Origin of the sequence: Mesorhizobium sp. M0598 (genome assembly GCF_040320865.1) — a bacterium.
Classification (GTDB): Bacteria; Pseudomonadota; Alphaproteobacteria; order Rhizobiales; family Rhizobiaceae; genus Mesorhizobium.
Map to the genome: position 1 here is coordinate 1 of NZ_JAMYQL010000080.1, position 5,025 is coordinate 5,025.

Sequence of the window (5,025 nt, forward strand, 5' to 3'; positions counted from 1 at the left end):
GATGGATGCGTAGGGACGGTCATCGGATGCTCCTCTCAAGCTGAAGGTTGACACTTCATGCTCGGAGGCCGATGGCCGTCCGTCACCCCTGATCGATTAAAGCTTCACCGACGCTGCCAACGAAGCTCACGCCTCAAACCCCGCGCCCCTCCCGCGAGCGGGTTCGTTCATTGACCCATAGCGGACATTTCGCGCTCAGAAGGGATTATCACGGTGACCGGAGGGATACCCCTGCTGTCATCCTGACCGTATTTGTGCTGGATGCGCTGTGACAGGTGCGATGCCGTGGCAGGTTTTTGTAGACCTTAGCGAGAAGGAATGATCCAAAATGTAACCTTGGCCATGCCAATTGCTTCAACGATCGATGCAATCCACTCAGAGCAGGTTGATCGCAATTTGCACGTTGCCGCGCGTCGCTTTCGAGTACGGACAAATGTCGTGCGCCTCGTCGATCAGGGCTCGTGCGGTATTGTACTCCACGCCAGGCAGGCTGACGTTGAGCCGAGTGCTGAGAGAGTAGCCGTCGTCCCCGAGGTTCAGATCAACCTCGGCATCGATTCTCACTCCGGCCGGCAGCGTAATTTTTTGTTCGTGAGCCACAGACGCAACCGCGCTTGCGAAGCTGGCCGACCAGCCGGCTGCAAGCAGTTGCTCCGGGTTGGTGCCGATGCGCGCCGATCCGGGTATGGAAAGCCTGATGTCCAGAAGGCCATCAGAGCTGCGCGAGGCGCCATCCTCGCGGCCACCTGTGGTTGTGATCATGGCTGTATAAACAACCCTTGCGATCAGGTTCATAGGCATTCTTTTGGTGGCTGTTGTACCTGCCGGACGAGCGGCGCCGCGAACTCGATCACGCGTCGACCTCGATAACGGCGTCGGCAAAGGCCTGTGGCGCTTCCTGGGGTAGGTTGTGTCCAATGCCGCCCATGACTACCCGGTGGCTATATCTGCCTGAAAACATCTTGGCGTAAGCGCTGGCGTCCGGATGCGGCGCGCCATTGGCGTCGCCCTCGAGCGTCATCGTGGGCACGGAGATGACGGGTGCCTGAGCAAGCCGCTGCTCCAGTGAATCATATTGCGCCTCGCCTTCTGCCAGGCCGAGCCGCCAGCGATAATTGTGGATGACGATCGCGACGTGATCCGGATTGTCGAAGGCCGCAGCACTCCGCTCGAACGTGGGCTCATCGAAATTCCATTGCGGCGAGGCGAGCTGCCAAATCAGCCTGGCGAAATCGCGGGTATATTTCTCGTAGCCGACACGGCCGCGATCGGTAGCGAAGTAATATTGGTACCACCATTGCAGCTCGGCCTTCGGCGGCAGCGGCAGTTTGCCGGCTTGCTGGTTGCCGATGAGATAGCCGCTCACCGAGACCATCGCCTTGCAGCGTTCCGGCCACAGGGCGGCGATGATGTTCGCCGTCCGAGCGCCCCAGTCGCAGCCGGCAATCGTCGCCTTCTCGATACCCAGCGCATCCATCAGCGCGACGATGTCGGCAGCGATGGCCGACTGCTGACCATTGCGCATCGTCTCGTCCGACAGGAACCGCGTCGTGCCGTATCCGCGCAGGTAGGGCACGATCACGCGGCTGCCTTTCACCGCCAGAATGGGCGCAACGTCGACATATGTGTGGATGTCGTAAGGCCAGCCATGGAGAAGGATAACGGGCGGACCGTCGGCAGGGCCGGCCTCTGCATAGCCGACATTAAGGACACCGGCATCGATCTGCCTGGGTGCGCCGAACGAGTTCTTTGCCGTGTGCATCGCAGACGCCGTCGTCTGGTCGACTCCGCTGGGCGCCGCCTTCGCTGTCGCGGTCATGCCGAGTTCGGCAAGCGTCATGCCCATTGCGGCTGCACCGATCAGCCGACGGCGGCGCTCATCGATTTTTTCGCAAACACTGATCGTGTTCATGGTGATGTCTCTTTGTGATGAGGCAATGTGCTTTGTTCCTGCGTAGTCACGAGACGAGCTGCTGGCCGCCGTCGACGTCGTATGTCGCGCCCGTCAGCGCCGTGTTGCTCATGATGTGAACGGCGAGCGCGGCGACATCAGCCGGTCCGACGACACGTCGGATTGGCAGCGTCGCGCGCAGTTCGTCGCGCCGCTTGTCGAGGTTGTCGCCGAGCAGCGACGCCGACAGTGGCGTGTCGACGAAGCCTGCGGCGATCAGGTTGACGCGTATCGGCGCGAGCTCGAGCGCGAGATTGGCGATGAGCGCGGGGAACGCGACGGTAACCGTCGAGACGATCGCGAGGCCTGGTTTTGGGCGGCGTGCGCCCGTGCCGCCCATGAATATCAGTGAGCCGGCCGACCCGACCTTGCCAGCGGCGCTGCGTGCCACATTGAGCGCGAGCAATAGATGGTTCGTGAGATCGTGTCGTGCCTCCTCGGGAGGAATTTCGAGGGCTGAGCGATAATGGGGAGCGCCCGCAGTAACCATCACATGGTCGATCAAGTCCGGCAGATCTTGAAAGAACGACTTCAGCTGGGTCGCATCGTTGGCGTCGAAGGCGGCGGTGCCCTCAGCGCTAATCTCGCACGCTGCTTGATCGAGGCGGTCGCGATTGCGCCCGGTGAGGATGACGCGGGCGCCTTCGGCGCGGGCACGCCGGGCGGTCTCCAGACCGATCCCGGCGCTACCGCCGATGACGACGACGGTCTGGCCAAGAAGTTCAGGTTCGCGCTGAGCAAGGAAAGTTGCCGTACTCATGATCTCCTCCGATAAAGCCGTCAGGTTCGCCGCCACGCGCATATGGTTCTCATCGATCACCGCACAGTCTGGACGAATAGGGCGGCGGCTTGGCGCCGCCCTATGAGGCTCGTCCTACAGCGGCAGCTCCTTGCCGGCCTGCTCCGCCACCATGTGGGCGGCGTACCAGTCAGGCCAGTTCTCGTCGCGCTGTCCGCCTGTTCGCTTTTCATGTTCGCCATGGGCGAGCGCCGCGCGCCAGAGTGCGGCCCGGAGCTCGGACGACGAGGAGAACGTCGTGACGTCAGTGTCCACGCGTCCGGGCAATCGCGTGGTAATTTCCTGGAGCAGCCAGCTATTGCCGTCCGGGTCGCTGAACGAGACGAACGAGCCGTAGCTGCGCCGCTCCGGGTCCGGACCGCTGAGACGGCCGCCCGGTCCGGCGCCCGGGTGGAATACTTCACTCACGTCGACACCGTGTTCGACGAGTTCGGCGCGCGCCGCCGCGATGTCGGATACGATGAGCCAGAGCGCCGACGTGGTACCCAAGTGGATAGAACCGGGCGAGCCTGGAGGCGTGAACTGCACGGCCCGGGACCCGTCGCTCCTGACGAAGTCGGCATCGAGCCTCCAGCCCAGGCCGTCGTAGAAGCGCTTGGCGCGGTCGACGTCCGACACAGGGATGACGGCCACCTCGAGTTTCATATCGACCCCTCGCGCTGTCGGGGCATCGATTTCGGTTTTGCTGCGCACTTGAGTGTCGGTCATGTGGAGCTCCTTGGGTTGAATGCCTTGCTTGAGTTCACCTATGCCGGACCGGGACAAATATCCCGGTCCGAGTCTTGGGTAGTAGCGGAGCGTGCTCCGCGCCGTTCGTTTCACAGCGATCGCCGCAGCGGCCTGAACGCCGCCCGAAGCTCGGCCGAGAACAGCGCCGGCTGTTCCCAGGCCGCGAAATGTCCGCCCTTGTCGACCTCATGGAAGTAGATGAGGTTTTGGTAGGCGCGCCGAGCCCATGTCTCGGGGGCGCGGTAGCTCTCCCCAGGAAATACAGTGATGGCCACTGGGAGCGATATCTCGGAAGTCATCTCCGGACCCGAAAAAACAGGGCTGCGTCCGCCATATTCCCAATACAGCCGGCCAGCTGAGGTGGCGGTGTTCGTCAGCCAGTAAAGCGTGATGTCGTCGAGCACCTCGTCCGGCGACTTTTCGGGATCGCTGCTGCTGTAAGTCCAACGCGAGAAGCCGGGATGTCCAAGCATCCACGCCGCGAGGCCGGCGGGAGAGTCCGTTATGCCATAGCCGACCGTCTGCGGCCGCGTGCCCATTACGATAGCGTAGGATCTGTTGCCCATCTTGGCCGATGCGCTGAGCGCGTCGAACGCCGCGCGTTCCTGCTCGGAGAGTCCCGCCGGCGCCGGTCCGCCGGTCGCCAGCACTGCGGCAATCTCGGGCGGCACGACCGCCGGCAGGTTGATGTGGATGCCGAGCAAACCTGCTGACGCCTGGCGCGCCATGGCGCTCGAGACAGGAGAGCCCCAATCGCCGCCCTGAGCAACGCAGCTGGTGTAGCCAATGCGTTCCATCAGCTTCGCCCAGGTCAGCGCAATACGATCAGGACCCCAGCCGGTGTCCGTCGGCTTGCCGGAGAAGCCGTAGCCCGGCATCGACGGCAGCACGAGGTCGAATGCGTCTTCGGCACGTCCGCCGTAGGCGGTCGGGTCGGTCAGCGGACCGACGGTCTTGAGCAGTTCCAGGACGGATCCCGGCCAGCCATGCGTCATGATCAGCGGCAGAGCGTTGGGATGCTTCGAGCGGACATGAATGAAGTGGATGTCGAGGCCGTCAATCTCCGTCATGAATTGCGGCAGCGCATTCAGCTTCGCCTCCGCCTTGCGCCAGTCGTAGCCGGCGCCCCAATACTCGACCAGCGGCTTGAGTTTTTCGAGCTCTATGCCCTGGGATTGGTCGTTGACCGTTTCCCGATCGGGCCAGCGGGTCGCGGCGATACGCCGGCGAAGCTCGATGATCCACTCTTCCGGCATGCTGACGGCGAAGGGGCGGATCGCGTCTCCGGGTGCCGCGCGCAGCGTCCCGGGAAGCATGCTAATGGCCGCGGCGGCAGCCGTGGCGGCAAGAAGTTCGCGCCGCGTGGGCGATAACGATATTGCCGACATGACGTCCTCCTGTGTCTGTCCAATCTGCGTCCGGGTGTCGGTCGCAGCCGGTGAGTTCATCCGCGGTGGGCCCGGGCCAAAAGAAACGGGCCCGCCGCCGGGGGGAAAAACGGGGGGCAACCCCCCCCCGCGCATGCCAAATAAGGCCGAGAAAGCCC

Annotated in this window: 5 protein-coding genes; all 5 read right to left on the reverse strand. The window is 63.3% G+C overall.

The window, feature by feature from the left end:
• Nucleotides 1-375 precede the first annotated feature (375 nt).
• A complete protein-coding gene (locus NKI59_RS34565) occupies nucleotides 376-795 on the reverse strand; it encodes an Ohr family peroxiredoxin (protein WP_352709007.1) in 420 nt (139 codons plus the stop codon).
• 55 nt (nucleotides 796-850) lie between these two features.
• Entirely contained in the window at nucleotides 851-1,912 is a 1,062-nt protein-coding gene (locus NKI59_RS34570; protein ID WP_352709009.1) for an alpha/beta fold hydrolase, read from the reverse strand.
• 46 nt (nucleotides 1,913-1,958) lie between these two features.
• On the reverse strand, nucleotides 1,959-2,753 hold the full coding sequence (locus tag NKI59_RS34575) for an SDR family oxidoreductase (RefSeq protein WP_352709011.1): 795 nt from the start codon (nucleotides 2,751-2,753) through the stop codon (nucleotides 1,959-1,961).
• Nucleotides 2,754-2,825: 72 nt separating this feature from the next.
• Nucleotides 2,826-3,458 (reverse strand): VOC family protein, encoded by a 633-nt coding sequence (locus NKI59_RS34580; RefSeq protein ID WP_352709012.1) that lies wholly within the window; start codon nucleotides 3,456-3,458, stop codon nucleotides 2,826-2,828.
• 110 nt (nucleotides 3,459-3,568) lie between these two features.
• Complete coding sequence (locus NKI59_RS34585) at nucleotides 3,569-4,867, reverse strand: epoxide hydrolase family protein (protein WP_502901154.1); 1,299 nt, start codon at nucleotides 4,865-4,867, stop codon at nucleotides 3,569-3,571.
• Nucleotides 4,868-5,025 lie beyond the last annotated feature (158 nt).

Bases quoted from the DNA above. Each gene is read 5' to 3' on its own strand.
- NKI59_RS34565 (WP_352709007.1), bottom strand. From the start codon at position 795: ATGAACCTGATCGCAAGGGTTGTTTATACAGCCATGATCACAACCACA.
- NKI59_RS34570 (WP_352709009.1), bottom strand. From the start codon at position 1,912: ATGAACACGATCAGTGTTTGCGAAAAAATCGATGAGCGCCGCCGTCGG.
- NKI59_RS34575 (WP_352709011.1), bottom strand. From the start codon at position 2,753: ATGCGCGTGGCGGCGAACCTGACGGCTTTATCGGAGGAGATCATGAGT.
- NKI59_RS34580 (WP_352709012.1), bottom strand. From the start codon at position 3,458: ATGACCGACACTCAAGTGCGCAGCAAAACCGAAATCGATGCCCCGACA.
- NKI59_RS34585 (WP_502901154.1), bottom strand. From the start codon at position 4,867: ATGTCGGCAATATCGTTATCGCCCACGCGGCGCGAACTTCTTGCCGCC.